22 protein-coding genes are annotated in these 22,967 nt (G+C 70.8%); 14 read left to right on the top strand and 8 right to left on the bottom strand.

The window, feature by feature from the left end:
• Positions 1–75: 75 nt before the first annotated feature.
• Positions 76–1,569, bottom strand: coding sequence for a glucose-6-phosphate dehydrogenase (gene zwf / locus AB0G04_RS22735; protein WP_360985971.1), 1,494 nt, complete (start codon positions 1,567–1,569; stop codon positions 76–78).
• 192 nt (positions 1,570–1,761) lie between these two features.
• On the opposite strand from zwf, the gene AB0G04_RS22730 reads away from it, so the two are divergent.
• Entirely contained in the window at positions 1,762–2,700 is a 939-nt protein-coding gene (locus AB0G04_RS22730; protein WP_360985968.1) for an exopolyphosphatase, read from the top strand.
• Between the two features lie 176 nt (positions 2,701–2,876).
• Here AB0G04_RS22730 and AB0G04_RS22725 read toward each other — a convergent pair whose 3' ends face one another.
• Positions 2,877–3,686 carry a DUF1775 domain-containing protein gene (locus AB0G04_RS22725; RefSeq protein WP_360985965.1) on the bottom strand — a complete coding sequence of 270 codons (810 nt, stop codon included), beginning with the start codon at positions 3,684–3,686 and terminating at the stop codon, positions 2,877–2,879.
• Positions 3,687–3,785: 99 nt separating this feature from the next.
• Between AB0G04_RS22725 and AB0G04_RS22720 the strand changes: the two genes are divergently transcribed.
• From AB0G04_RS22720 to AB0G04_RS22705, 4 genes are all read left to right on the top strand, one after another.
• Positions 3,786–3,995 carry an RNA-binding S4 domain-containing protein gene (locus AB0G04_RS22720; protein ID WP_360985962.1) on the top strand — a complete coding sequence of 70 codons (210 nt, stop codon included), beginning with the start codon at positions 3,786–3,788 and terminating at the stop codon, positions 3,993–3,995.
• A gap of 43 nt (positions 3,996–4,038) precedes the next feature.
• A complete protein-coding gene (locus tag AB0G04_RS22715; RefSeq protein ID WP_360985959.1) occupies positions 4,039–4,926 on the top strand; it encodes a hypothetical protein in 888 nt (295 codons plus the stop codon).
• Positions 4,927–4,992: 66 nt separating this feature from the next.
• Complete coding sequence (locus AB0G04_RS22710) at positions 4,993–5,499, top strand: hypothetical protein (RefSeq protein WP_360985956.1); 507 nt, start codon at positions 4,993–4,995, stop codon at positions 5,497–5,499.
• Positions 5,500–5,535: 36 nt separating this feature from the next.
• Positions 5,536–6,093, top strand: a complete 558-nt coding sequence (locus tag AB0G04_RS22705; protein WP_360985953.1) for a helix-turn-helix domain-containing protein — start codon at positions 5,536–5,538, stop codon at positions 6,091–6,093.
• Positions 6,094–6,138: 45 nt separating this feature from the next.
• Here the strand turns inward: AB0G04_RS22705 and AB0G04_RS22700 are convergent, their stop codons facing one another.
• Complete coding sequence (locus AB0G04_RS22700; protein WP_360985950.1) at positions 6,139–6,669, bottom strand: GNAT family N-acetyltransferase; 531 nt, start codon at positions 6,667–6,669, stop codon at positions 6,139–6,141.
• Between the two features lie 80 nt (positions 6,670–6,749).
• Positions 6,750–7,118, bottom strand: a complete 369-nt coding sequence (locus AB0G04_RS22695) for an FKBP-type peptidyl-prolyl cis-trans isomerase (protein ID WP_360985947.1) — start codon at positions 7,116–7,118, stop codon at positions 6,750–6,752.
• 120 nt (positions 7,119–7,238) lie between these two features.
• Between AB0G04_RS22695 and AB0G04_RS22690 the strand changes: the two genes are divergently transcribed.
• The 6 genes from AB0G04_RS22690 (at position 7,239) to AB0G04_RS22665 (ending at position 11,980) form a co-directional block, all read left to right on the top strand.
• Positions 7,239–8,132 (top strand): lytic polysaccharide monooxygenase, encoded by an 894-nt coding sequence (locus AB0G04_RS22690; protein WP_360985944.1) that lies wholly within the window; start codon positions 7,239–7,241, stop codon positions 8,130–8,132.
• A 103-nt stretch (positions 8,133–8,235) separates the two neighbouring features.
• A complete protein-coding gene (locus AB0G04_RS22685; RefSeq protein WP_360985942.1) occupies positions 8,236–8,511 on the top strand; it encodes a hypothetical protein in 276 nt (91 codons plus the stop codon).
• Between the two features lie 38 nt (positions 8,512–8,549).
• Positions 8,550–9,941 (top strand): DUF4331 domain-containing protein, encoded by a 1,392-nt coding sequence (locus tag AB0G04_RS22680; RefSeq protein WP_360985939.1) that lies wholly within the window; start codon positions 8,550–8,552, stop codon positions 9,939–9,941.
• Between the two features lie 23 nt (positions 9,942–9,964).
• The gene (locus tag AB0G04_RS22675) at positions 9,965–10,339 is read left to right on the top strand and encodes a phospholipase (RefSeq protein WP_360985936.1); all 375 of its coding nucleotides are present in this window, start codon (positions 9,965–9,967) and stop codon (positions 10,337–10,339) included.
• A gap of 10 nt (positions 10,340–10,349) precedes the next feature.
• The gene (locus AB0G04_RS22670) at positions 10,350–11,363 is read left to right on the top strand and encodes an AraC family transcriptional regulator (protein WP_360985933.1); all 1,014 of its coding nucleotides are present in this window, start codon (positions 10,350–10,352) and stop codon (positions 11,361–11,363) included.
• 113 nt (positions 11,364–11,476) lie between these two features.
• A complete protein-coding gene (locus AB0G04_RS22665; RefSeq protein WP_360985930.1) occupies positions 11,477–11,980 on the top strand; it encodes a hypothetical protein in 504 nt (167 codons plus the stop codon).
• A gap of 138 nt (positions 11,981–12,118) precedes the next feature.
• On the opposite strand, the gene glgC is transcribed toward AB0G04_RS22665, so the two are convergent.
• Together glgC and AB0G04_RS22655 are read right to left on the bottom strand one after the other, a co-directional pair.
• Positions 12,119–13,351, bottom strand: coding sequence for a glucose-1-phosphate adenylyltransferase (gene glgC / locus AB0G04_RS22660; RefSeq protein ID WP_360985927.1), 1,233 nt, complete (start codon positions 13,349–13,351; stop codon positions 12,119–12,121).
• Between the two features lie 87 nt (positions 13,352–13,438).
• Positions 13,439–15,640 (bottom strand): bifunctional diguanylate cyclase/phosphodiesterase, encoded by a 2,202-nt coding sequence (locus AB0G04_RS22655; protein WP_360985924.1) that lies wholly within the window; start codon positions 15,638–15,640, stop codon positions 13,439–13,441.
• A 175-nt stretch (positions 15,641–15,815) separates the two neighbouring features.
• On the opposite strand from AB0G04_RS22655, the gene glgA reads away from it, so the two are divergent.
• Both glgA and AB0G04_RS22645 read left to right on the top strand, forming a co-directional pair.
• On the top strand, positions 15,816–17,033 hold the full coding sequence (gene glgA, locus AB0G04_RS22650; protein ID WP_360985921.1) for a glycogen synthase: 1,218 nt from the start codon (positions 15,816–15,818) through the stop codon (positions 17,031–17,033).
• Positions 17,030–18,646: a family 10 glycosylhydrolase gene (locus AB0G04_RS22645; protein ID WP_360985918.1), complete on the top strand. Its 1,617-nt coding sequence runs from the start codon at positions 17,030–17,032 to the stop codon at positions 18,644–18,646. The genes glgA and AB0G04_RS22645 overlap by 4 nt, the downstream gene beginning before the upstream one ends.
• Positions 18,647–18,669: 23 nt before the next feature.
• On the opposite strand, the gene AB0G04_RS22640 is transcribed toward AB0G04_RS22645, so the two are convergent.
• On the bottom strand, positions 18,670–20,292 hold the full coding sequence (locus tag AB0G04_RS22640) for an ABC-F family ATP-binding cassette domain-containing protein (protein WP_360985915.1): 1,623 nt from the start codon (positions 20,290–20,292) through the stop codon (positions 18,670–18,672).
• 56 nt (positions 20,293–20,348) lie between these two features.
• Between AB0G04_RS22640 and AB0G04_RS22635 the strand changes: the two genes are divergently transcribed.
• A complete protein-coding gene (locus AB0G04_RS22635; RefSeq protein WP_360985912.1) occupies positions 20,349–22,136 on the top strand; it encodes a Xaa-Pro dipeptidyl-peptidase in 1,788 nt (595 codons plus the stop codon).
• On the opposite strand, the gene AB0G04_RS22630 is transcribed toward AB0G04_RS22635, so the two are convergent.
• A complete protein-coding gene (locus AB0G04_RS22630) occupies positions 22,129–22,944 on the bottom strand; it encodes a PhzF family phenazine biosynthesis isomerase (RefSeq protein ID WP_360985909.1) in 816 nt (271 codons plus the stop codon). The two genes, AB0G04_RS22635 and AB0G04_RS22630, sit on opposite strands and share 8 nt — an antisense overlap.
• Positions 22,945–22,967: the final 23 nt, after the last annotated feature.

Here is a 22,967-nt window from a genome sequence, read left to right as displayed (position 1 = left end):
CCTTTGCGTGGAACGGGCTCACCGGGGATCGATGAATACCCTATGCGAGCCCGTCACCACGCGCAGGTGCGCCACTCAGGCGGCGTTGCGCCACTTGCGCCCGTTGCGGCCGATCAGCCGGTCGGCGTCGGTCGGGCCCCAGGACGCCGCCTCGTAGGTCGGGATCGGGGATGTGTCCTTGTTCCAGTGCTCGATGATCGGGTCGACGATCCGCCAGCTGTGCTGAACCTCGTCGCTGCGGATGAAGAGCGACGCGTCACCGATCAGCGCGTCCAGCAGCAGCCGCTCGTAGGCTTCCGGGGACTCCTCGACGAACGTCTGATCGTACGAGAATTCCATGCTCGCCGTCCGCACCCGGAAGGAATGGCCGGGCACCTTGGCGCCGAAGCGCAGCGAGATGCCCTCGTTCGGCTGGATGCGCAGGATCAGCGCGTCGGCGTCGAGGCCGGTCAGCTGGTCGGTCGGGATCGGGAGGTGCGGGGGCCGCTGGAACTGCAGCGCCACCTCGGTGAGCCGGGCCGGCAAGCGCTTGCCGGTCCGCACGTAGAACGGCACCCCGGCCCAGCGCCAGTTGTCGACGTTCAGGCGCATCGCCGCATACGTCTCGGTGCGCGACAGCGGGTCGACGCCGACCTCCTCGCGATAGCCGGCCATCAGCTCCTCGCGGGTGCCGCCACGGGTGTACTGCCCGCGGACCGCGGCTTCGGCGATGTCGCGGTCGGTGGGCAGCCGGATCGCCTGGAGCAGTTTCACCTTCTCGTTGCGCAGGCCCTCGGCCTCGAACGACGCCGGCGGCTCCATCAGGGCGAGCGCGAGGACCTGGAGCACGTGGTTCTGCACGATGTCGCGCATCGCGCCGGCGCCCTCGTAGAAGCCGCCGCGGGTGCCGACGCCGAGCGTCTCGGCCACGGTGATCTGGACGTGGTCGACCCAGGAACGGTCCCAGATGGGCTGGAAGATCGAGTTGGCGAAGCGCAGCGCCAGCACGTTCTGGACGGTGTCCTTGCCCAGGTAGTGGTCGATCCGGAAGACCTGGTGCTCCTCGAACGCACCGTGCACGATGCCGTCGAGTTCCCGCGCGGTGGCCAGGTCCCGCCCGTACGGCTTCTCGATGACCAGTCGTGCGAAGGAGCCCTCGGTGGCCTGGTTGAGCCCGGCGCCGGCCAGCCCGGTGATCACCGGCTCGAACGCACCGGCCGGGGTGGACAGGTAGAACAGCCGGTTACCGGAGGTGCCGCGGACCGCGTCCAGCTCGTCGAGGGTCTCGGCGAGGCGCTTGTACGTCTCCGGGTCGTCGTAGCCACCGGCCACGTAACGCACGCCACCGGCCAGCTGCCGCTTCTCCGAAAGGCTGCGGCCACCCAGCGCGCTCTCGGCGAACTGTTCGTCGCTCATGGGTGTGCGGGCGACGCCGACCAGCGCGAACTGGTCGGGGAGGCGGCCGTGCCGGGCCAGGTTCTCGACCGCCGGCAGCAGCTTGCGGCGGGTCAGGTCGCCGGACGCGCCGAAGATCACCAGCGTGGCTGGCGGAGCGTTGCGCTCCTTGATGAGCTGAGGTGCGTGGTCCATGGTCTGCGAGTCCTCCGACCGGGTCGTAACCGTCCGTCTGAACCTTACGGCCGGTGACCCTCGGACGGTTCACCCGCTTCCTGGAAAGCGGGACAACGTGGCGGTGAACACGTCCTTACGTCGATGCAGGTCGGGCGATAGCGAAAAAAGTGGCAAACTGGTTCCAAAGGTGTGGCAACCGAGGGGGACCCTGTGAAGTACCGGCTCGTGACCCGTAGCGACTTCGACGGTCTCGTATGTGCCGTGCTCCTGCGCCATCTCGACATGATCGACGACATCCTCTTCGTGCATCCCAAGGACGTCCAGGACGGCGCCGTCGACGTCACCGACCGGGACATCCTGACCAACCTGCCGTACGACGCACGCGCCAACATGGTCTTCGACCACCATCACTCGGAGACCCTGCGCAACACCGGTGAGCTGGGCAATCACGTCATCGACGCGGACGCCCCGTCAGCGGCCCGGGTGATCTACGAGCACTTCGGCGGCAAGGAGCGGTTCCCGAAGGTCACCGACGACCTGATGCGGGCCGTGGACCAGGCCGACTCGGCCGACTACACACTCACCGACATCCTCAGCCCGACCGGCTGGACGCTGCTCAACTTCCTGATGGACAGCCGCACCGGCCTCGGCCGGTTCCGCAACTTCCGGATCTCCAACTACCAGCTGATGATGCAGCTCATCGACGCGTGCATCCAGCACAACGACGTCAGCGAGATCCTCGCCCTGCCCGACGTGATGGAACGGGCCGAGCTGTTCCACGAGTGCTCCACCCGGTTCGTCGAGCAGTTGCACCGTGTCTGCCGGATGGACGGCGACGTGGTGATCGTCGACCTCCGCGACGAGGAGGTGATCGAGGCGGGCAACCGGTTCATGGTCTACGCGCTGTTCCCGGAGTCGCGGGTGTCGGTGCACATCATCTGGGGGCGGCAGAAGCTCAACACCGTCTTCGCGTGCGGCAAGTCGATCCTGGACCGTACGTCACCGGTGGACGTCGGCGAGGTGATGCTGCGCTACGGCGGTGGCGGGCACCTCGCGGCCGGCACCTGCCAGGTCCCGCACGACGAGTCCGACCGGGTGGAACGCGAGATCATCGACGCGCTGCGCACCGAGCGGGTCGTCCCGGTCTGACCGCACGGACGGGGCTGTCGTGCAGCCCCGCCCGTGCGGCACGCGGATCACGGGCCTTGCCCGGGCCCCACCCGCCGGTCGTGGTTTCGCGCCCCACGCGCTTGCCCACGACATCCCCCACGCCCACCCGCGTGGAGGTTTTCCCAGTGCAGCAGGCCCGGCCTGCCGTGGGAGTCTCAGCCTTGGTAACTCCACTTGGAGTCGCCCGCGGCCACGGGCTCCTTCTCTCCGTCGTCCTCGGCGGCGTTGTCGCCGGCCGGGGTCTCGTCGGGCTCGCCCGGCTCCTCCTCGGCGCGGTGCCGTCCGCGAAGCATCGCGACGCCCGCGGCGAGCAGCGCCAGAGCGGCCACCACCCAGCCGCCGATCGACAGCAGCGACGGCCCGTCGTCCTTCGCGGCCTGACCGGCGAGCTGCTCGAACAGCGCCTCCTCGGCCGCGGAGCCGTCCGTGCCGGTCGCGGCGCCACCGTGGTGGGACACCGGCAGGCCGCCGTTCGACGGGGTCGTCGACACCGAGGCGGGCATGGTGGGCCCGGCCTTGCCGTCGGCGTACTTGGTGTCCACCGTGAACCGCACCGAGCTCAGCGACGGCATCGGCCCGAGCGCGACGGTCAGATCAGCCGACTTGCCGGGCTGGATCGACGTGCCGTTGACCGCGAGCCAGACGATCGAGTCGGACGCCTCGGTCACCGGGGTGCCGCCGTGGATGGTGTCCAGCGGCACGCTCAGCTTCCGGTACATGATCCGTGGCGCCCAGTTGTCCACCGACAGCGGGTACACCTCGGCGATCGGGGTGTCCGCCGGGATCTTCAGCGTCACCTCGGTGATCGGCGCGGTGCCCTCGTTGGTCACGTGGAAGCTCAGGTTCGCTCCACTGCCCTGCGGCACGCTCGCCGGGTTCACCGTCACGTCCGCCGCGGCCGGGCCGGCGGCGAACAGCACGCCGACGGCGGTCACAGCGGTCATCACGCCCGCACGGCGGGCCATCCCCAGATGCCTCACGACATGTAGTTCGGATCACCGGCCCCGATGGTTCAACGCCGACCCAGAAGATTTCGGGGAGATCTCGTGACGGATGATGAACCCATGCGTGACGTGCCCATCGACGGCGACATGATCCGGCTGGGCCAGTTCCTCAAACTGGCCGATCTCATCGACACCGGCGGGGAGGGCAAGATCCTCATCGCCAACGGGGACGTCACCGTCAACGGCGAGGTCGACGTGCGGCGCGGCCGGCAGCTCCATCCGGGGGACGAGGTGGAAGTCCTCGGGCGCAGGGCCCGGGTGGTTTCTTGACGGAGGCCGGAACCTCGGCAGGGTCCGTTTCGTCGTACTCGTCATGACCATCAACCGCGGGCTCATGACCGCTGTCGCCGTCCCCATCCTGCTCCTGGGCGCGTGCGCGCGGCCCGGCGTCGCCGGCGAGTCCGGCACACCCGGCTCCGCCGCGCCGGTCACCGAGAGCACCACCGCCGATCCGGCCGCCATCGCCCTGCGCGTGGAGTACCGCGGCGGTTTCGTCCCGGCCGAGACCATCCCCTCCCGGATCCCGCTGTTCACCTTCTACGCCGACGGGCGCGCGGTGACCGAGGGCCCGGTCACCCTCATCTATCCCGGCGCGGCCCTGCCGAACATGCAGGAAATCAAGATCAGCGCCGACCGCCTGCGTGAGCTGACCGATGCGGCGGTCGCCGCGGGCGTCAAGTCCGGAGCCGACTTCGGTACGCCCGGAGTCGCCGACATCCCCAGCACGAGGATCAGCGTCGTCACCGCCGGCGGCGAGCAGGTCGTCGAGGTGATGGCGCTGAGCGAGGCCAGCCCCGACGACCAGAACCTGACCGCGGCGCAGCAGGCCGCCCGCAAGCGCCTGACCGAGTTCCTGGCAACGCTGCACGCCCAGTTCGCCGACGCGGCCAGCCCGCCCGCCGAGCCCTATCGCGCCGAGCGCGTGGCGGTGCTCGCCACGCCGTACCAGGAGACCGGTGACGGTGCCGGTGGCGCCCCGGTGAAGTGGCCGGCCGCCGACCTGCCCGGCGGGTTCCTCAACGAGCAGCTGCGGATCAACTGCCTGACCGTCGACGGCGCCGAGAAGGACGAGGTCCTTGCTCTGGCGGCCAAGGCCAACGAACGTACGCCGTGGGAGTCGGCCGGGAAGAAGTGGCAGATCAAGTTCCGCCCACTGCTGCCCGACGAGAAGGAGTGCGCGGACCTGCGGAGGCAGGCGTGACGCCGATCGGAGAGCCGCTCGACGAGGGGGTACCACCGGTACACACCGGCGGTACACTTTCGGACCATGAGCACGATGGTGCGCGTCCTCGGGACGACCGGCGTGGTGATCCTGCTGAGCTACCCGATCTGGGCCCCGCAGTGGGGCAGCGGGATCCTGGGGGAGATCGCGGGGCAGCCCCTCTGGGCTAGCGTCGCGATCGTCGCCGGGTTCCTCGCCTTGGTCGCCCTCTACTGCCGGGCGCTGCACCGGACACTGTCACTGGTCCGGCCCGGCGCCCGGCGGGCCCGGCCCGCCTCGGTGTGGTGGATGTTCGCCATCCCGTTCAACTTCGTCGAGGACTTCTTCATCGTCCGCGCGGTCGGTGCCTCGCTGGCCGCGCACGGTGCCGGCGGGGCCGGGCGCTGGACCCGGCTGGGCTACGGCTGGTGCGCCTTCCAGATCCTGTCGCTGTTCCCCGGCCCGGCCGGCCTGGCCGGGGGAGCGGTGGCACTGCCGCTGTGGGCCGCCCACTGGGCGTCGACCGCCCGCCTCAACCGCCGGCTGGCTCTGGCGTTGTCTCAGCGCGGCTGAGACAGCGGTGAGAGCCAGCCGCGTTAGGGTCTGACGATGCCGCTGCCCCGCTTCGACCGGCTGGCGCCCGAGTCCCGGGCCGCGATCCTCGCCGTCGCCCGGACCCACTTCGCGCGCGACGGCCGCGACGGCGCCTCGTTCAACCGGATCATCGCGGCTGCCGGGATCTCGAAGACCAGTGCGTACCACTACTTCGACGGCAAGGACGACCTGTTCGCCGCGGTCGCCGCCGACACCGCCGCCCGGGTGCTCGCCGTGCTGGGGCCCTGGCAGCCGGTGCGGACCGCTGACGAGCTGTGGGACCGGCTCGCGGACGGTACCGCGCGGCTCCTCGAGCATCTGCGGCAGAATCCGGACGACCGGGCCGTGCTCGCCGCAGCCGCGCCGGCAGCAGGGACGGACGACCCGTGGATCACCGCACTGGTCGCCGACGGGGTGCGGATCGGCCTGATCGACGCGACCCCCGGTGTGGAACTGATCACCGCGGCCACGGCGGCGGTCGTCGGGGTGGCCGACACCTGGGCGCTGCGCCGGCCCGGCGAGGACGGCGCGCTGCGTCCCCTGCTGGAACGACTGTGGGCGGTCCCGCGGTGACTGTGGACCGTCCCGCGGTGATCACCAGGCATCAGCGTCGGGTGATCACCAGACGTCGCCGTCGCGCCAGTCGCAGGTGAGCGTGCCGGTCAGGTCCAGGCCGGGGACCGGGCGGACCAGGGTGCTGTCGTCGTCGTCCGGCGTACGCGTCACGCCGTCGGGCGCGAGCACCGCCGTCGAGCCCCGCCAGGGCACCCAGCCGCGGGCCAGATAGAGGCCGCGACCCTCGTCGGAGGCGGAGAGGGCGCCGAACTCGTGACCGCCGTCGATCAGGCGCTCGGCCTCGGTCATCACCGCGGCGGCCAGGCCCTGTCCGCGCCACCGCGGGTGCACCGCCACCGCCTCCACGTAACCGCACCGCCAGGAGCGGCCGGCATGCAGGAACCGGCGCTGCACCACCGAGCCGTGGGCGACCGGCTCGCCGTCCCGGGTGACGATCAGGTGCTGACCGCCGAGCGCGTGATCCCAGTCGTGGTCGTCGAAGCCTCCGTCGAAGGCCAGATCGAGCAGGGCGCGGACCGCCGTGCGCTCGTCCGGTCGCAGGTCGGCGGTGGGGGAGACGCGTACCGTGGCCATCCCGGAATTCTCCCGTCGCCACCGGGGCGGGTGGCCCCCGGGTGCGCAGCGCACCCCGAGGCCACCGGCACGGTGGTGGGTCAGTGCACCTCGAGCAGGTCGACCACGAAGACGAGCGTCTCGTTCGGCTTGATCGCGCCGGCCGCGCCACGGGAGCCGTAGCCCAGGTGCGGCGGGATGACCAGCTTGCGGCGGCCGCCCACCTTCATTCCGGCGACACCCTGGTCCCAGCCGGCGATGACCTGCTGGCCGGCCACCCGGAAACCGAACGCCTCGCCGCGGTTGTAGGAGGCGTCGAACTCCTTGCCCGTGGACTGGGCGACCCCCACGTAGTGGACGCTCACGAAGTCGCCGGCCTTCGCCTCCTGGCCCTGTCCCTCGACGATGTCCTCGATCAGCAGTTCGCTGGCGGGAGCGTCGGGAATCGGGCCGACATCGGGCTTGTTCATGAATCCTCCTGGTTTCTTACTGACTCGGCCATGCAATCACAGGACCGTGGCCGATGAACGAGCGGTGCCTGAAGTCCGTACCCCCGGGTGGCTCTTGCCCTGCCGTACCCGGGAGATCTCATGCTCGTCCGCCGCCTCGCCGCCGCCGGTCTGCTCGCCGCGACCGCCGTCCCCGCCCTGCCCGTGCCCGCGATGGCGCACGGGGCGCCGATGACACCGATCAGCCGTAGCGCGGCCTGCGGCGGCAACGGCACCCAGCGTGGCGCCGCCGCCTGCAAGGCCGCACTCAAGGCCACCGACGGCTTTCTCGGGGCGTACGACAACCTGCGCCTCGCGAACGTGAAGGACGACCGGGCGCGCGTGCCGGACGGGAAGCTGTGCAGTGCCGGGATCGACCTCTACCGCGGGCTCGACCTGGCGCGCGACGACTTCCCGTCGACGAAGGTCCAGTCGGGGCAGAAACTCAGGATCTCGTATCGGGGCACCATCCCGCACCAGGGGTCGTTCCGTCTCTATCTCACCCGCGCGGGCTACGACCCGGCGAAGAAGCTCACCTGGGACGACCTCGGCTCGCCGCTCGCCGACATCAAGGATCCGCCGCTGACCGACGGGGCGTACCGGATGCGGGTGACGCTGCCGAAGCGGACCGGGCGGCACATCCTCTACGTGGTCTGGGAGACCAGCAACACCCCGGACACCTACTACTCCTGCTCCGATCTGGTGTTCCCGGCGGCAGCGGCGGCTCCGTCCACTCCGGCCGCGCCGCCGGCCACGAGGAAGGCCGCGGTGGCGAGGACGACCGCGCCGGCCACTCCGGCGTCGTCGGCTCCGGCGCAACCGCCTGCCCGGGCGGAACCCCCGGCCACCATCGACGCCGAACCGGCCGCAGCCGCCGGGACGGGCAATGGGATGGTCGGTTTCGGTCACTGGCTCATCGGCGGGGCGATCGTCGTCGCGTTGCTGGCAGCGGCCGGTGCGGGCGTTACCCGTCTGCGCCGCCGGAAAACCCATTGAGCGGTTTCGAAAATTCCCGTTGAACCGCCGGCACGTGGATCTCGTACTGATCGGCGTCGACGATGCATCGCCTGTCAGGCCCCCCAACGATGAAAGGCCAAGCATGAGTCGTGTTCGTTACCGCGCTCCGGGCCGCACCTCGTGGCTGTCCCGCCGCCGTGTGCTAGCCCTCGCCGCGACCGGTGTCGGTGTCTCCGCAGCCTCGGTCGCCGGTCTCAGCCTCGCCGGCGAGGCCGAGAGCAAGGACAGCGGCGCGCCGCTGGTCATCTCGCTGCGCGATGTCAAGAAGGGCACGATCGACGTCTTCTCCGGTGAGAAGGTCAAGACGATCACCGACAAGAAGCTCGTGGCCAGCCTGCTCAAAGCCGCCGGCCGCTGACCTTCCGCGTTTCCTTCCGACAGGAGATTCCCCCGAACATGTCTTCCCATCGCGAAGCGCCGGAAATCAGCAAGGACCCGGTTGCCGACAGCTCCGACCTGTACGCGTTCGTCAGCCCCGACGACCCGGACACGGTCACCATCATCGCCAACTACGTGCCGCTCCAGATCCCCGCCAGCGGCCCGAACTTCTTCGAGTTCGGCGACGATGTGCTGTACGAGATCCACATCGATGTCAACGGTGACGCCCGCCCGGACATCACGTACCAGTTCCGGTTCCGCACCGAGCTGCGCAACGACAAGACGTTCCTCTACAACACGGGGCAGATCGAGTCGCTCGACAGCGAGAACTGGAACCGCCGCCAGTTCTACTCGGTGACCAAGGTCGACAGCCACGGCAAGAGCACCGTCCTGGCGAACAAGCTTCCGTGCCCGCCCTGCAACGTCGGCAGGATCAGCATCCCGGACTACCAGAAGCTCGCCGACGACGCGGTCCACAAGCTGAAGAGCCGCGAGAAGGTCTTCGCCGGCCAGCGTGCCGATGCGTTCTTCGTCGACCTGGGCGCGATCTTCGACCTGGGCACCCTGCGCCCGTTCCAGGACAAGCATCTGGTCGGCTCGCAGCTGTTCAACTACGCCGGCAAGGCCGTCAACGCCACCGACAAGACCAACGTGCACAGCATCGCCCTGCAGATCCCGCTGGACATGGTCCGCCGTGACGGCAAGAAGCGGGTCCGCGCCAAGGACGCCGGCGCGGTGATCGGCGTCTGGACGTCGGCGAGCCGCCGTCAGGTCGAGGTGCGCGGGGACAAGGGCGGCGGCGATGTGGTGGTCGGCCCCCAGGTGCAGGTGTCCCGGCTCGGTAACCCGCTGTTCAACGAGGTCATCGTGCCGATGGCACAGAAGGACAAGTTCAACAGCCTGCCGCCGAGCGAGGACAAGCGGTTCGCCGAGTTCGTCGCCACGCCCGAGCTGGGAGCGCTTCTGCCGGTGCTCTACCCGGGTCTCTTCGACAACCTGGCGGCGTTCAACAAGACCAAGGATCCCCGCGCCGATCTGCTGGCCATCCTGCTGACCGGCATCCCGGACGGCATCATCGAGGGCTTCCAGAACAACACCGGTGAGCTGCAGGCCGACATGTTGCGGCTGAACACCGCCATTCCGCCGGCCGAGAAGGAGAACGCCTTCGGGGTCGTCGGCGGCGACCTCGCCGGCTTCCCGAACGGCCGCCGCATCGCCGACGACGTGGTCTCCATCTCGATCAGGGCCGTCGCCGGTGCCACGCTGCCCCTGGTCAACAAGGAGTTCGAGGCGGACGCCGCGGCCGCCGCGGTGGAGCAGGGCTTGAGCATCAAGAACGTCAGCGCCAAGCTCCTGAAGAAGTTCCCCTACCTGCCCGTCCCCTTCGACGGTTTCAACAACCCGTCCTGATCTCGCCCGCAGGGAGTTTCGTCATGAGTCTCGGACACGGCGACCACCACCATCACCACCACACGTTCGCGCCGTCCGGCCAGGGCACGGTCATGCTGAACATCGGCGGTACGATCGGCGCGCTGATCATCAACACCCCGTCGGTGCTGCACGGCCACGAGATCGAGGTGTCCCCGGTCGAGGACACCGGCAGCCGGACCCACGCCGCGGTCCGCGCCCGATACGTCCGGTCCGGTGTCACCTTCTGTGTGGTCATCGACAGCCTGCCGGAAGGCCGTTACGTGGTCTGGCAGGACGAGGACACCCCGCTCACCCAGGTCGAGGTGCGTGGCGGCGCGGTCGCCGAGGTCACCTGGCCGGCGAATGTGGTTCCCGGGCGGACCCCTCTTCCGGTCTAGTCTGGACGCCATGGCAGGCGAGCGGCTCCCGGGCCCGGCGTCGCCGGGCGTGGACGTCCCGGTCCATGTCGGCCTGCGCACCTCCGACATGGACGAGGCGAACGCGTTCTGCCGCAAGCTCTACTACGGTCCACTGCGGATCGAGCCGGTCGGTGACCCCGACCGGCTCCGGTTCGCCGCCGACGTGGCGACGCTGGGCCCGATCACCGTCGGCGAGGTGCGGTACGGCACCGACATCCGTGTCTCGATCGAGGCGCTGGAGACGGCGTACCACGTCCTGGTGCCGCTCAGCGGCAACATCCGGTCCCAGCACCGCGGCACCTCGGTCCTGGCCGACGCCACCCGCGCCGTCGTCTACCGTCCCATCGGCGACATCGAGCTCGACTGGCCCGGCACGTGCCGCCTGCTCAGCGTCAAGGTTGACCGTGCCGCCCTGGAACGCGAGGTCGACGCCGCCCTCGACCAGCGTGTCGTCTCCCCGCTGCCGCTCGGTGCCACCTTCGACCTCGTCGACGGGCCCGGGCGTACCTGGGCCGCCCTGGCCCGCCTGCTCCTGCACGAGCTCCGCGGGCCGGACGCGCTCGCGAGCCGTCCCCGGATGGCGGCCCGCTGGCGCGACATGGTCGTCAGCGGCCTGGCACTCACCGTCGAGCACCCCTACGGCGAGGAACCGGCCGGCCTGCAGGGACCGCACCGCCCGCGTACCGTCAAACGCGCCCTGGACGCCATGAACATCGAGCCGGCCCGCCCCTGGACCATCCACGACCTGGCCGCCCTCGCCGGCGTCGGCGTCCGGGTGCTGCAGGAGTCGTTCCGCCAGCACGTCGGCATGCCGCCGCTGGCGTACCTGCGCCGCGTGCGCCTCGACGGGGTGCACGGCGAGCTGTCCCGCTCCGACCCGGGACAGGTCAACGTGAGCGAGGTGGCGTACCGCTGGGGGTTCACCCATCTGGGCCGCTTCGCCGGGGCCTACCGCGATCGTTTCGGCGAGACCCCGTCCCAGACCCTCCGCGGCCGCTCCTGACCCGGGCCTCGACGACCGGTCAACCCCCTGCGCCGGTACGGCCATCCGGGTTCCCTGCCCTGCGTCCCGGCCTGGCTGCCGTACCGGATCCGTCACGAATGGAAGGAACGAGATTGATAGGGCTCACCGTTCACGAGGTCGATTTCGCCGTCCCGGCCGCGGTTCGGTCGTTACCGTGGTACGACGGGAGGGCGGAGAATTTCGACGCGTCGGATCTGCGTTACTCCCATTTCCCGGCCCGGGTCACGTTCAGTGTGGATGACGTGGTGGTGATGGGGCCGCGGTTCCTGGTTCCGCTGTTCGACCTGCTCTGGTGTGTGCGCGAGGTGCTCGCGGACCTCCGCGGGAGGAGGCCGGCGTCGATCGGCTTCACCGAGTCGGCCGACCAGGTGCGTTTCCTTCCGTCGGCCGGAGACTGTGTGGAGATAATCTACGCCGAGTCGCGGTCCCGGCCCGGGGAACAGTATTTCCACGAGGCGCGGAGGGCGCGGGCGGACCGCAGGGAACTGATCGAAGCGCTGACGGATTTCCTGGCGTCGGGCATCAGGACACTGACCGTCAACGTCGCCGGACTCGACCGCAACGAACACTTCCGGGACCTGGCAGCCCCGTCCTGACCACCGGTGGGGTGAGGGTGAGGGGACGCCCTCAGCCCGGCGGGCGCGCTGGGGCCGTGCGGGAATGCCTGCGTCGCGGTGTGGCCCCGGTACGCGACAGGTGCGGTCGGGGCCGTCGTGGCCGTACCGGAGGAAGGTCTAGAGCTCCACCCTCTGGCCCTTGCCGATGACCACCACGCCGTTGTCGCTGACGGTGTAGAGCTTCCGGTCGCGGTCGAGGTCGACGCCGATCTGGGCGCCCTCGGGAATGACGACGTTCTTGTCGATGATGGCGTTGCGGATGACCGCGCGCCGGCCCACCGAGACGCCCTCCATGATGACCGCGCCGTCGACGTGGGCCCACGAGTTGACGCGGACGTTGGGGGAGATCACCGAGCGTTCGACGAGCGCGCCGGAGACCACGACGCCGGGGGAGATCATCGAGTCGATGGCGCGGCCCTGACGGTCGTCGTATCCGTGCACGAACTTGGCCGGCGGCCATGAGCCGTAGTTCGTGAAGATCGGCCAGTCGTGGTTGTACAGGTTGAAGATCGGCAGTGTGGCGATCAGGTCGAGGTGGGCCTCGTAGAACGAGTCGAGGGTTCCCACGTCGCGCCAGTAGCCGCGGTCGCGGTCGGTGGCGCCGGGGACGTCGTTGTCGCGGAAGTCGTAGACGTTGGCCTCACCCTTCTCCACCAGCATGGGGATGATGTTGCCGCCCATGTCGTGCTTGCTGTCGGGGTTCTGCGCGTCGGCGGAGACCGCCTCGCACAGGGCCCGGGTGGTGAAGACGTAGTTGCCCATCGAGGCGTAGACCTGATCGGGGGCGTCGGGCAGGCCGACGGCGTCCTTCGGCTTCTCGCGGAAGGCCCGGATGCGCTTGCCGTCGGCGCCGACGTCGATGACACCGAACTGGTCGGCGAGGCTGAGCGGCTGGCGGATGCCGGCGACGGTGACCGCGGCCCCCGAGGCGATGTGGTCGTTGACCATCTGCTTCGGGTCCATGCGGTAGATGTGGTCGGCACCGAAGACGATCACGTAGTCGGGCGACTCGTCGTTGATCAGGTTGAGGCTCTGGTAGATCGCGTCGGCGGATCCGGCGAACCAGCGCGGGCCGAGGCGCTGCTGCGCGGGGACCGGGGTGACGTAGTTGCCGAGCAGGGTCGACATGCGCCACGTCTTGGAGATGTGCCGGTCCAGGGAGTGCGACTTGTACTGCGTCAGCACGACGATCTTGAGATACCCGGCGTTGGCCAGGTTCGACAGCACGAAGTCGATCATGCGATAGATGCCACCGAACGGCACACCGGGTTTGGCCCGGTCAGCCGTCAACGGCATCAGGCGCTTGCCTTCCCCACCAGCCAGAACGATCGCAAGCACCTTGACTGCCATGGGGAGGACGCTAATATTCCGGCCGCCCCGGCGCCACCCGAAAGGGCGGTTCGAAATATCTTGCTGGCGTTGCAGCCTTCTTTCCGGTCAGGCTACCGCCTGCTGTACGGGTGCTCCGAGCAGCGCGCCGATGGTCGCGGCATCGGCCGGACGGCCGAAGTGGTAGCCCTGGGAGAGCGGGCAGTCCAGTTCCCGCAGCAGCTCCGCCTGCCCGGCCGTCTCCACACCCTCGGCCACCGCGACGAGGCCCTGGCCGCGTGCCAGTTCGAGGATCGCCCTGGTCAGACTCACGTCCTGGGGCAGCGGCGGGTCCTGGTGCCGGCGGATGAACGACTGGTCGATCTTGAGAATGTCGACCGGTAGCGCGTGCAGATAGGCCAGCGACGAGTACCCGGTGCCGAAGTCGTCGATCGCGATCCGGATGCCGTGCGCCCGTAGCGTCCCGAGCACCGGGGTGTCCGCCGCGTCGATCAGCACCGATTCGGTGATCTCCAGCACCAGCGCCGCCGCCGGCAACCGGGTGTCCGCCAGGACCGCCAGGACGGTGCCGGCGAAGTCGGGGTCGCGCAGCTGATGGGTGGACACGTTGACGGTCAGGTACAGGCCGTGCTCGTGGTGCCAGGCCGCGGCCTGTTCGCAGGCCAGCCGCAGGGCCCGGGCACCGATCACGCCGATCAGGCCGGTCTGCTCGGCCACCGGGATGAACACGCCCGGTGGCACCAGCTCCCCGTCGCGGCGCCAGCGCATCAGCGCCTCCACGCCGGTGATCCGGGACGTCCCGGTCTCCACCACCGGCTGGTAGTGCATGAACAGGTCGCCGTCGGTGAGCGCCCGGCGCAGCCCGGCCGCGATCCGGGCCCGTTCGGACTGCTCGGCGCGCAGCGACTCGTCGAACCGGGCCAGACGGGCGCCGCCGGCCTGCTTGGCGGCGCGCAGGGCGAGATCGGCATCGCCGAGCACCGCGTCGTTGCCGGGTACGCCGTCCGCGAGCCCGGCCCGCGCGGTGAGAGGGATGCGCCGCTCGCCGACCGCGTACGGCGCCGCCGACACGGCCGTCACCACGCGCCCGGCCAGCGCGGCCGCGCCCGTCACGTCGAGGCTCAGGAAGCCGAACTCGTCCCCGCCGAGCCGGGCCACCATCGCCACCTCGGGCGCGAACTCCCGCAGCCGGTCCGCCACCTGGCACAGCACCGTGTCGCCGACGTGATGGCCGTACGTGTCGTTGACCTCCTTGAATCCGTCCAGCGCGCACAGGATCAGCGCGAACGGCCGGTCCCCGGCGACGGCCCGGTCCAGGTGTTCGAGCAGCAGGTCGCGGTTCGCCAGCCCGGTCAGCCCGTCGTGCCCGGCCCGGTGGGCGAGCTGCTCCTGCAGCGCCTGCTGCTCGGCGAGCGCCGTGCGGGCCTGCCCGGCCCGTCGCTGGGCGAGCCGGGCCAGCAGCACGATCCGCAGCAGCAACAGCCCGCAGAGCCCGGCCGTGAGCAGTGCCGGGACGATCACCACCGCGCGCGGGTCGGCGATCGCCGGCAGCAGCGGGCTCGCGACGGCCGCCGCGTACATGGCGATCAGCGCGGGACGCCGGGGTGTCGGGTCCGCGGCCTCGAACTGGGCGGCCTGCGGATGCATCGCGGCCGCGGTGACGAACACCCACCAGAACTGGGCCGCCAGGTGCGGCAGGCCACCGGGCAGCAGCGGCGCGGTGCCCACGGCTCCGGACGCGGCGTAGACCAGGTGCGACGCGAGCAGCATGACACCACCGGCGGCCACGAGCCGGCCGGGCGCCCGGCGCGAGCCGGTGGCGGTCCGCAGCGCGGTCGCCAGGATCGCCAGGTCGAGGATCGCGTAGAGCACGGCGAGGGCGTCGTCGACCATCTGGTAGCCGGGCCGGCCCAGGTACGGCAGCACGATGAACGACCAGGCCAGCATGGCCACGCAGAGCACCACGGCGGCGGCCTCGGCGGCACCGCCCGGTCGCCGCAGACGGCTGAACTGGACGGCCGCCGCGGCATGCAGGGCGTACTGCAGAGCGAGGGTCAGGCCCATCGGCGTGGTCGCGGGAACCCCGCCGCGCACGGTCCAGAAGGCCGCGGCGGCCAGACCTGCCGCGCTCGCCGCGAGGAACAGCCACCATCCGCACCGGAGCCGCCGCGCGGCCCGGAACAGGATCACCGTGGCGGCCGCCTGCGGGATCAGCCAGGCCGGGCCGCTGCCGAGCAGGTGCAGGACGAGCACCACCGCGGTGCCCCCCGCGAGGGTGTACTGCCAGGCCGGGAGGCGGTGAATCTGCACGTTGCCATGTCACCTCGCGCCGGTTGCGGAACGGGTGCGGCGGGGGTCGGTCTCGGTAGCGTGGACGCGGTGGCTCGCGCGGCCGCCGGCGGCGGACGACGAGATCGTGCACCGCCTGTCGTCCGGCCGGGGCACGACTTGAAGGTCCGGCCACCGGGCCGACTATCCTGCCAGGGTGGCCGATGCTGATGTACCCCGTGACCAGGTGCGGATCGATCTGATCTCCCGGGAGTACCCGCCCGAGGTGTACGGCGGTGCCGGTGTCCACCTGGAATACCTCGCCCGTGACCTGCGGGGCCTCACCGACGTACGGGTGCACTGCTTCGGTGCGCCCCGCGACGAGCCGGGCGTCACGGCCTACCCGGAACCCGCCGAGCTGGCCGGGGCCAACGCCGCCCTGCGCACCATGGGCGTGAACCTGGCGATCGCCCAGGGCTGCGCGGGCGCCGACGTGGTGCACAGCCACACCTGGTACGCGAACTTCGCCGGGCACACCGCCAAACTGCTGCACGGCATCCCGCACGTGCTGACCACGCACAGCCTGGAGCCGCTGCGCCCGTGGAAGGCCGAGCAGCTCGGCGGCGGCTACGCGCTCTCGTCGTTCTGCGAGCGGACCGCGATCGAGAACGCCGACGCGATCATCGCGGTCTCCGGCGGCATGCGGCGCGACGTGCTCAAGGCGTACCCGTCGGTGGACCCGGACCGGATCCATGTCGTCTACAACGGCATCGACACCTCGCTGTACAGCCCCGACTCCGGCACCGATGTGGTGGACCGGCTCGGTATCGACCGCAACCGCCCGAGCGTCGTGTTCGTCGGCCGGATCACCCGGCAGAAGGGCCTGCCCTATCTGATGCGGGCCTGCCGTGACCTGCCGGCCGAGGCGCAGATCATCCTGCTCGCCGGCGCCCCGGACACCCCGGAGATCGCTGCCGAGGTCGCCGGCCTCGCCCATGAGCTGCGCGAGGTCCGCGACCCGCGGGGCGTCGTCTGGGTGCAGGAGATGCTGCCGAAGCAGGAGGTCATCCAGGTCCTCACGCACGCCACCGTCTTCGTCTGCCCGTCGATCTACGAACCGATGGGCATCGTCAACCTGGAGGCGATGGCCTGCGAGACCGCGGTGGTCGCCACCGCGACCGGCGGCATCCCCGAGGTGGTCGCGGACGGCGAGACCGGCCTGCTGGTGCCGATCGACCAGGTCCAGGACGGTACGGGCACGCCCGTCGACCCGGAGAGGTTCGTAGCCGACCTGGCCGCTACCCTCACCCGCCTGCTGAACGACCCGCAGCTGGCCGAGCGGATGGGCAAGGCCGGCCGTCGCCGCGCCGTGGAGAGGTTCAGCTGGTCCCGCATAGCCGAGGACACCCTCGAGATCTACCGGACGGTGCTGTGAGTCTGCTGCGCCGGCCGCCGGCGCGGGTGGCGATGCTGCTGTCGGCGGTCCTGTTCGCGGTGGCGGTGTTGGGGCTCGGCCTGCTGCGGGCCGCTTTCCACGAGCCGCCGGCCCGGACGGGTGAGACGGTGGCGGTGGCCGAGGCACCGACACAGACGGTGACCGGGCGGTGCGGTGCGGTGCCGGTGACGGCGCCCCGGGAGCTGCGCGGCATGTGGCTCACCACGGTGTACAACATCGACTTCCCCAGCCGCCCGGGGCTGCCGCAGGAGCAGGTCCGCTCCGAATATCTGAAGTGGCTGGACCTCGCCGTCGCGCAGAACCACAACGCGATCTTCGTGCACGTGCGCCCGAGTGGCGACGCCTTCTGGAAGTCCGACTACGCCCCGTGGTCGAACTGGCTGACCGGCAAGCTCGACGGCACGGACCCCGGCTGGGATCCGATGGCGTTCATGGTCGACGAGGCCCACCAGCGCAACCTGGAGTTCCACGCCTGGTTCAACCCGTACCGGGGAACCCAGTTCGCGCCGTCCGGCGCCGGTACCGACCTGACCAAGCTGCCCGCGAACCATCCGCTGGTGGTGCACCCGGAGTGGCGGATCGCCCACCCGGCCGGTGCCAAGGGGCGGTTCTACTACGACCCGGGCCACCCGGAGGCCCGCAGATTCGTCGAGGACGCGATGCTGGAGGCGGTCGCCAGGTACGACATCGACGGTGTCCACTTCGACGACTTCTTCTACCCGTACCCCGGCGACGGCAAGGGCGAAGCCTTCCCCGACGACGCGACGTACGCCAGGTACGGCGCCGGGAAGAGCCGTGCCGACTGGCGCCGGGACAACGTGAACACCCTGGTCCGTGAGATGCGGCAGCGGATCGCCGAGCTCAAGCCGTGGGTGAAGTTCGGAATCAGCCCGTTCGGGATCTGGCGCAACGGCGGCGAGGGCTCCGACACCAGCGGCCTGGAGAGTTACAGCGCGATCTACGCCGACACCCGCACCTGGGTGCGGGAGCGCTGGCTCGACTACATCGTGCCCCAGCTGTACTGGACCATCGGATTCGACAAGGCCGACTACGCCAAGGTGCTGCCCTGGTGGGCAAAAACGGTCAAGGGAACCGGCGTCCAGCTCTACATCGGGATGGCCGACTACCGGGTCGGCGAGAAGGGCGACTGGAGCGATCCGGCCCAGCTCGACAAGCAGATGGCCCTGAACGACAAGTTCGGCGTCCAGGGGCAGGTCCACTACAACGCCAAGCAGGTCCGCGCCGACCGGCTCGGTTCGGTCACCCGCTACCGGGCGAAGCACTACTCGGCGCCGGCGCTGCTCCCACGGATCGCGCGGCTTCCGGCAGCACCGCCGGCGGCGCCGCGGATCACCGCGGCGACCAGATCCGGCGGGGGCGCGGTCACCCTCACGGTCACCGGGGGCGGCGGGGCGAGCTGGGCCCTTTATCGTACGGACAAAGGCACCGGGTCCCTGGTTGCGACGGGTCGCGCCGGTAGCCCGGTCGTCGACCGGAAGCCTCCGGCGGGCCCGGCCACCTACTGCGTCAGCGGTCTGGACCGGTCAGCCAACGAGGGCCCGCTGAGCAGCCCGTTCACCACCGCGAGCTGACCGCTGAGGGAACCGCCGGCCGGTCAGCCGGTGACCTTGCCGGCCACCACCTCGACGTGCCGGTCGGTGGCGACCGCCTCCAGCATCCGCCGGTCGTGGGTGACGAGCAGCAGCGTGCCGGTGTAACCGGCCAGCGCCGACTCCAGCTGCTCGATCGCCGGCAGGTCCAGGTGGTTGGTCGGCTCGTCGAGCACCAGCAGGTTGACCCCGCGCGCCTGCAGCAGGGCCAGCGCGGCGCGGGTGCGTTCGCCGGGGGAGAGGGTCGCGGCCGGGCGCGTCACGTGCGCGGACCGCAGGCCGAACTTGGCGAGCAGGGTCCGCACGTCGGCGTCGTTCCAGTCGGGTACGGCCGCCCCGAACGCCCGGGACAGCGGTTCGTCGCCGAGGAACAGGCCACGGGCCTGGTCGACCTCGCCGACCACCACTCCGGGCCCGAGATGCCGCCCGCCCGACTCCAGGTCCACCCGGCCGAGCAGCGCCGCGAGCAGGGTCGACTTGCCGGACCCGTTGGCACCCGTGATCGCGACCCGGTCGGCCCAGTCGATCTGCAGCGTGACCGGCCCGAGGGTGAAGTCACCGCGGCGGACCACGGCGTCGCGCAGGGTGGCCACCACGGCGCCGGCCCGGGGTGCGGCGGCGATCTCCATCCGCAGCTCCCATTCCTTGCGGGGCTCCTCGACGACCTCCAGGCGCTCGATCATCCGGTCGGTCTGCCGGGCCTTGGCGGCCTGCTTCTCGCTGGAGTCGGCGCGGAACGCCTTGATGTTCTTGTCGTTGTCGGTCGCCTTGCGGCGGGCGTTGCGCACGCCCTTGTCCGCCCAGGAACGCTGCATCCGGGCGCGATCGAGGAGGTCCTCCTTCTTGTCGGCGTACTCCTCGAACTCCTCGCGCGCGTGCTGCCGGGCGCGCTCGCGTTCCTGCAGGTACGAGTCGTATCCGCCGCCGTACACCCGGGTCTGGTTCTGTGCCAGGTCGAGCTCGAGGACCTTGGTCACGGTGCGGGTGAGGAACTCGCGGTCGTGGCTGACCACCACGGCGCCGGCGCGCAGCCCCGTCACGAACGCCTCGAGGCGGGCCAGCCCGTCCAGGTCGAGGTCGTTGGTCGGCTCGTCGAGCAGGTAGATGTCGTACCGGCTGAGCAGCAGCGACGCCATCCCCGCACGCGCCGCCTGGCCGCCGGACAGCGCGGTCATCGGCAGGTCCAGCTCGAAGCCGAGGCCGGCCTCGGCGATCCGCTCGTCCAGGTCGGCGCCGCCCAGGTCGAGCCAGCGGTCGAGGGCCGACGCATAGCGGTCGTCGGCGCCCGCCTCGCCCTCGGCCAGAGCGATCGCGGCCGCGTCCATCGCCTCCTGCGCGGCGGTCACCCCGGTCCGCCGACCCAGGAAGTCCCGCACGGTCTCGCCGGCGCGGCGTTCCCGCTCCTGCGGCAGATATCCGACGTTGGCGGTGGGCGGGCTCAGCGAGACGGTTCCGCTCTCGGTGGCGACCGCCCCGGCGAGGGTACGCAGAAGCGTCGTCTTGCCCGCTCCGTTCACCCCGACCAGGCCGATCACGTCACCCGGCGCGACGACCAGGTCGAGTCCGGTGAAGAGGGTGCGGTCCCCGTGTCCTGCCGCGAGTTCCCGGGCGATCAGTGTGGCGCTCATCGGCGCTCATTTTAGGCGTACCCCCTGACATCGATGTTTGGCGATACGGTGTGCCGATGCGACTGCTTGCCAGGAGCCTGACCGTGCTCCTCGTCCTCGCCGGACCGGTGGTGACGGCCGCCGATCCGGCCCGCGCCGCGACCGGTGGCACCCAGCCCGTCCACGACTACGCCGCAGCGATCCGGGAACAGGTCTGGGTGCAGAGCCCGGCCGACAGTGACAGCGACGGCCGGCCCGACCGGGTCGCCGTGCGGATCATCCGGCCCGCCACCAGCCAGAAGGTGCCGGTCATCTTCCAGCCCAGCCCGTACTACGCGGGCCTCAACGACATCCCCAACCACGACGACATCGACCGCGACGGCAGCCTGTCGTCCTCAGCCGCGGTGGCCGCGAACCGGGCCGACACCATCACCTTCGCCGGGTACCTCGACAACTACTTCGTGCCGCGCGGGTACGCCGTGGTCTTCGCCGACAGCCTCGGTTCGGGCGGCTCGGACGGCTGCCCCACCTCGGGCGGGCGCAACGAGACCCTCGGCATGAAAGCCGTGATCGACTGGCTCAACGGCCGGGCGCCGGGCTTCGACGCCGCCGGGGCCCCGGTCGAGGCGGGCTGGTCGACCGGCCGTACCGGCATGATCGGCGTCTCCTACAACGGCACCCTGCCGAACGCCGTCGCCGCCACCGGCGTGCGCGGCCTGGAGACGATCGTGCCGATCGCGGCGATCAGCAGCTGGTACGACTACTACCGCGCCGACGGCGGGGTCGTCGCGCCCGGCGGCTTCCAGGGCGAGGACACCGACATCCTGGCCAAGGCCGTGCTGACCAGGGCCAATCCAGAGGTCTGCGCCGACGTCATGGCGCGGCTGGAACGCGAGCAGGACCGGGAGACCGGCGACTACAGCCCGTACTGGGCCGAACGCGACTACCTGCGCGACGCCCACCGGGTGCGGGCCAGTGTGCTGCTGGTGCACGGGCTGCACGACTTCAACGTGCGGACCCGGCACGCCGGCCAGTGGTGGGACGCGCTCGGGAAGAACCACGTGCCGCGCAAGATCTGGCTGCACCAGGCCGGGCACACCGACCCGTTCAACATCCGGCGGGCCGAGTGGCTGTCGACCCTGCACCGCTGGTTCGACCAGTGGCTCCACCGGATCGACACCGGGATCATGCGGGAGCCGATCGCCGACGTCGAAACCGCCCCGAACCGGTGGACGACCTCGCACTCCTGGCCGCTGCGGGGCCGCGACACCACCGTCCGGCTGGGCGACGGGCCGCGGCAGACGTTCACCGACGACCCGGCCCGGACCGCCGAGTCGCTTGCTGCCGCGCCGGACACCGCCGACGCCGGCCGGTTCGTGCACCTGAGCCCGCCGCTGCCGAAGGACGTGCGGCTCTCCGGCACCCCGGAGGTGACGGTCCGTGCCGACATCACCGGTGACTCGCCGTACCTGACCGCGCTGCTCGTCGACTACGGGACCGCCGACCGGTTCGTCCGCACGCGGACGCTGCCCGAACAGGACTGCATCGGGCCCGGCATCGACGGCGATCCCGGCTGTTTCGCCAGGCGGGAGTACGTGACCGCGCCGTCCGATCAGGAGATCGTCACCCGTGGCTGGATCGACGTGCGCAACCGGTTCTCACCGGCGCGGACCACGCCGATCGAGGCCGGGAAGCCGTACACGTTCCGGTTCGAGCTGCAGAGCACCGACCACGTGTTCGCGGCCGGTCACCGGATCGGCGTGGTGCTGATCTCCACCGACCGCGACCACACGCTGCGCTATCCGGCCGGCACGGTGGTCGGCGTCCGGCCGGGCGCGTCGTCGATCGAGCTGCGTCTCAGCTGATCTCCACCGCTGCGCCGCTCACCTGGACCCCGCTCACCGCGGGGTCCAGCTGGACGGTGATCCGGCTCGGCCGTCCCATGTCGTCGCCCTGGCGCAGTTCGAGCGTGGCGTCCGCGGCGACCAGTCCCAGCTCACGCAGGTAACCACCGAGGGCCGCGGCGGCCGCACCGGTCGCCGGGTCCTCGTACACCCCGCCGACCGGGAACGGGTTGCGCACGTCGAACGAGCCGGCCGTGTCGCGGAACACCAGTTGCACCGTGGTCCAGTCACGCGCCGTCATCAGTGCCTTGAGCGCCGGCACGTCGTAGTCCAGCTCGGCGAGGCGCTCGCGGCTCCGCCCGGCGAGGACCGGATGGAACGCCCCGGCGTACGCGACCCGCGGCGGCAGCGACGGGTCCAGGTCCTCCGGTGCCCAGCGCAGCGCCGCCAGCAGATCGGTCAGATCCGCGCCGCCCAGCTCGGCGACCTTCGGATCCACGCTGGTCAGCGTGGCCCGCCCGGCATCGTCGACGAGTACCGGCACCTCACCCGCGTTGGTCAGGAAGACGTGCCGGCCGGGGCCCAGCGCGACCGCGGCCGCCACCGTGGCGTGCCCGCAGAACGGCACCTCGGCGAGCGGGCTGAAGTAGCGCACCCGGAACCGGTCGCCGTCACGTGCGGTCACGAAAGCCGTCTCCGAATAGCCGACGTCAGCCGCGATCGCCTGCATGGCGGCGTCGTCCAGGGCGCCCGCGTCGAGGACCACACCGGCCGGGTTGCCGCCGGCCGGATCGAGCGTGAATGCGGCGTACCGCGCAATCTCCGTCATGGGTTGGAGCGTGCCGCGCGGCA

The sequence above is a fragment of the Actinoplanes sp. NPDC023801 genome, from assembly GCF_040639655.1.
Lineage (GTDB): Bacteria > Actinomycetota > Actinomycetes > Mycobacteriales > Micromonosporaceae > Actinoplanes.
Note: the sequence above shows the minus strand (reverse complement) of the source record. Positions and strands in the feature narration are given on the sequence as shown.